The organism is Streptomyces violaceorubidus, from assembly GCF_000717995.1.
GTDB lineage: Bacteria > Actinomycetota > Actinomycetes > Streptomycetales > Streptomycetaceae > Streptomyces > Streptomyces violaceorubidus.
On sequence record NZ_JODM01000080.1, the window covers coordinates 1 to 4,092 of the forward strand.

A 4,092-nucleotide genomic window follows, 5' to 3' on the forward strand; every position below is an offset into this window, starting at 1 on the left:
TCCTCGCCGACCCCGCCCTCACCGGCCGGCTCTCCGAGGAACACCTGCGCACCCTGCGTGCCGCCCGGCGCTCCGGGGACGGCCCGCCCGGCCAAAGCGGGGATCCGGGCCAGACGTCCGGCCCCACGCCGGTCACGACGGTCTCCGCGCCGCAGGCACCCGGAGACCAGGAAGAGGCGAACGCCGAGGAGCGGACCGCCCATTCTGGTGTACCCGAGACTGCTGGCAGCAGAAGGTCACCCGAGTCCGACATCACACCCTCCGCCGATGCCGCCCTGGACCTCACCCGCCCCGTGACGAGCGACGCAGACGCCCCCACCCTGCGTCCCGATGCGGACCTCGCCGCGAAGCCGGGTGAGGACACCGCCCACACGACCGCGCCCGGCCCCGGCACCCGTACGGCGGCGGCCGACCAGACGGTGCCGACACACAGCCAGGCAGGCCAGGAGACTGTTGGCGCGGCTGTTCTGGGTGGAGGGAGTGCCCCTACCGACCAGGCGGGCATTTCCGGAACTAGCCTAGCCGACTTCGCTTCAGCAGGAACTGCGTCAGCCTTCGACACAACTGAACGAAACCCGGTTCATCGCGCCACCGCTGACGACGACGGTGATACCGACGCGCCTGACGTTCATGTCGAAGAAAAAAACGAATTCGCGAACGGTGAACTGGTGCGTCGCCGGTTGATACAGAAAATGGAGTCCGAATACCATATCACCTTTGATTCTGCGGCCGGCGTGCAGGCGGTTCTGGAGCAAAGCCCGAAAGCTGCTGATGATGTCAAGGCGAAGATCACCCCTCTGCCGCTTCACCTCAACACATTGAAGCAGTTGAGCGCCTCACTGAGTAATTATGCGCCTATCATGGGAGAGCAGCGTAAAAATTCTAGCCGCAGCAGCTTCGATCAGGAGGTGAAAACAATTGGCGTAGTGCGATCCACGCTGGATAAAAATGAATTGTATTTCGACGCTACGGGGGAGTATTTCAAATCACGGAAGCTGTTCAATATTTATGCCCGCGCGCACTTTCGCATGGATAACGGTGTGATGCTGACGGCGACTCACGAGCTGGCGCATGGGCTCCTGGGCTACGCTTTGAATGACTTCACAAAAAAATTCTGGGAAGGCGTCGAATCTCCGTGGAAGTCCTTCCGAGTGCAGGCCTTCAGTCCCGAAGTCGACTTTGAATGGTCCATCATAAGTCACCTTCAAGCACAGGCCAAATTTTCGCAGCAAGCTCCTCGGCACGCCAAAGCAGTAGCCGACCTCCAGCGCAAGCACCCACTCGTCCTGACGCGGCTGCCCGGCGAGTCAGCAGGCCGTGCTGCGCAACGCGCCGTGCGTGAGCTCTCGGATGAGTTGCCGTGGTTCATCGATCAGGTAGGAACGTGGGAGAACGGGCGCCCTCGTCTCGCTTTTCCCAAAGAGCGCCCCATCAGCAAGTACGGTGAAACCGACGCCAATGAAGACCTGGCAGAAACTGCCAAATACTACTTCCACGAGAACGCGCTCCTACGAGAGAAGGCGCCACTTCGCGCTGAATTCTTCGATCGCCTAATTGCAGGGTGGCACCAGAGAGGGGATTCGGCCGATAGACGGGAGAAACCCAATCCCCCCGCCCCGGGCCGTGCCGAGCAGGCCGGTCCGGCCGGGCAGGAGCCGATCAACTCGGGCCGAGGCCGTGGCCGCGGTCGGGGCCACTGGCAGGCGCCTGCGCCCCGCTCGGGGCCCCCGCAGCAGCAGGTCCGGGCGGCTCACCGGAACCAGTTCGCGGGCGTCTCGCAGCACCAGGTACAGGCCGTTGAGCAACCCGGGGTTGCGGTCGTCCAGGCGTCCAGCCTGCCGATTCGCAACACAAGCGGCCTGGTGATCGGCCTGGATTACCGCTATTCGGCGCTCACGTCGGCGGCCCGTGTGCTGAACGCCGTCGTCGACAGCTCGTATGTGTCGGTGGTGAGCCGGAACCCCGAGTCCACGATCACACCGCAGCGGATCCGCCAGTTCACTTCGGCCGCACCGTGGCAGGCGTCCGGTCCTGGCACGGTTCTGGTGGCCGTGGAGGTCGGCGAGGAGGGCATTGAAGTCCAAACCCACCAGGGGCGGCGCGCACTCACCGTCGAACAGTTCGCGCACCGTCTGCGTGTCGACCTCTCGACGTCGGGGACGGACGGCGGCAATGCCGTCGCCCTGCTGCTGCCGCACGCGGCGAGCGGCGACATGGACATCCCCCGGATCGTGTCCTCCATCGTCGGCCGTCCGGTGTGGGCACCGGAGATGGGCCTGTCCTACGCCGTCGACCAGGTGGGCCGCGCCACCTGGATGGTGATGCACCGGCCGACGGGGAACATGGGCCCCAACCGGTGGCTGCTGAGCCGCCCGACCGACCTCGGCCCGCAGCGTCTGCTGCCGGAGGACTTCTCGATCACCGATGTGCGCGGTGCTTCGCTGGCCGCTTCGGAAATCGTCACCTTCACGATGGCCGACGCGCAGCACAACCACCTGGGACGTGCCTCGTTCAACCAGGCGGACTGGCGTGTCAGGGAGCCGTACAACCAGCGGCTGGGAACCGTCGACCGCTTCTATCGCGCGGTCGTTGCCCGCGGGGTGGACGGGGAGAACACGCTGATGGCCGAGTCCATGCAGCAGTTCCCCGTTCCGTGGAGAGGCCAGGGGGCCTACATCTACAACGCCCACGGGGTCCCGGAGCGGGTGGAACTCATCGACCACCGCGGCCGCGTCCGGGAGGTGGACGGGCGGAACTTCGGGCGGATGCTCACCCGTCGTCCCAGCCTGGAGTTCAGGCAGAGGACCGCGCCGATCGTCCTGATCGTCTGCGACGCGGGCACGCCCGGCGCACACGGCGGGGACAGCGTCGCGCAGCAGGTGGCCGATGTCACCGGGCGCACCGTGTACGCGGTGGCGGGCTTGGTGAGCAACGGACTGATGGCGGAGGGCGGCTGGATGAGGTTCTGGCCCCGCAACCAGGCGGCGCAGCCCGCCATGCCCGTCGTGCCGCAGGGATTCGGTCACGGGCCGCAGCCCGGACGCCTGCCGGGACCGGCGCGTGGTCCGTGGCAACCCCCTATCCCGCCCGGTGCCGGCTACGGGTCCGGTCCGGTGAACGGACGTGGACTGAGCACCGCGGCCGGGTTCGGAGATGGCCGGGACGGGTCTGCCCATCGGCTGGACTTCCCGGTGACCGACGTCAGCCGGTCCCTGTCGTATCCCTCGTCCCCGATGCGCCCGGTCGCGGCGGAGCTTGTGCGGGGCCAGGCGGTGCCTGGGAGCGGGACGCACTTTGAGCATGCCCCGGTGGCGTCCCCTGACCGGGATACGACTGGCGTCGACGAGCCCGCCGTTTCGATCACTTCGCCGGTGTTCAGTGACTCCTCGAGTCCGAGCGAGTCGCTGCTTTTCGGCAGGGAGCGAGAAAACGGGTCTGCTGTTTCTCCGGACGGGCACGCGGATGTGGGCGGTGGCCCGAGCCCCGAGGGCGGGTACGGGGCGGAGCGCCGGGGGGATACCGCAACAGGGGTTTCCACCGGGTCGGACACCGGCCGCGTCTCACATGCGGTGTTCGCCGTCCTTGTCCCGGGCGCGCAGGGGGATGACGCCGGGCAGGTGGTGACCGCGGGGCCGGGGCACGTCGTGGGGGATGCGGCCGTGCACTCGGACGACGCGGTGTCAGAGGACGTGCCGTGGTCCGCGCAGGAGACGGAGTCGGCGCACGGAGCCGGGCACGCTGCGGGCGAGGGGGACGGTGCTTCGCACGACGGGCTCGGTGCCCCGGAGGTGTCTGCGATCAGGGAGGCGGCCGGCGATGTCCGCTCTCCCGCCCGGGAAACGGCGGCCTTGGATGCCGGGGCTGTGCGGTCCTTCCAGCGGTTGTGGGCGAAAGCGCCGGTGGACACGGCGTCCACGTCACCGGCACACCGGGCTCTGAGGCGGGCCCACATCCTTCTTGGCGGAATGCCCGCGGGTGCCGGCGGGGTGATCCAGCGGTTCACCGTGCATGCCGGGGATTTCACCGCGCTGTCGGAGGCGGACCGGCACGTGGCGGCTGTGGCGTACGTTCTGATGCGCGGCACCACCGAAC

Annotated in this window: 1 protein-coding gene; it reads left to right on the forward strand. The window is 67.5% G+C overall.

Going from position 1 to position 4,092, the window contains the following annotated elements:
- A partial coding sequence (locus IE94_RS40130; protein ID WP_157849440.1) for a hypothetical protein occupies positions 1 to 4,092 on the forward strand: 4,092 nt, incomplete at both ends.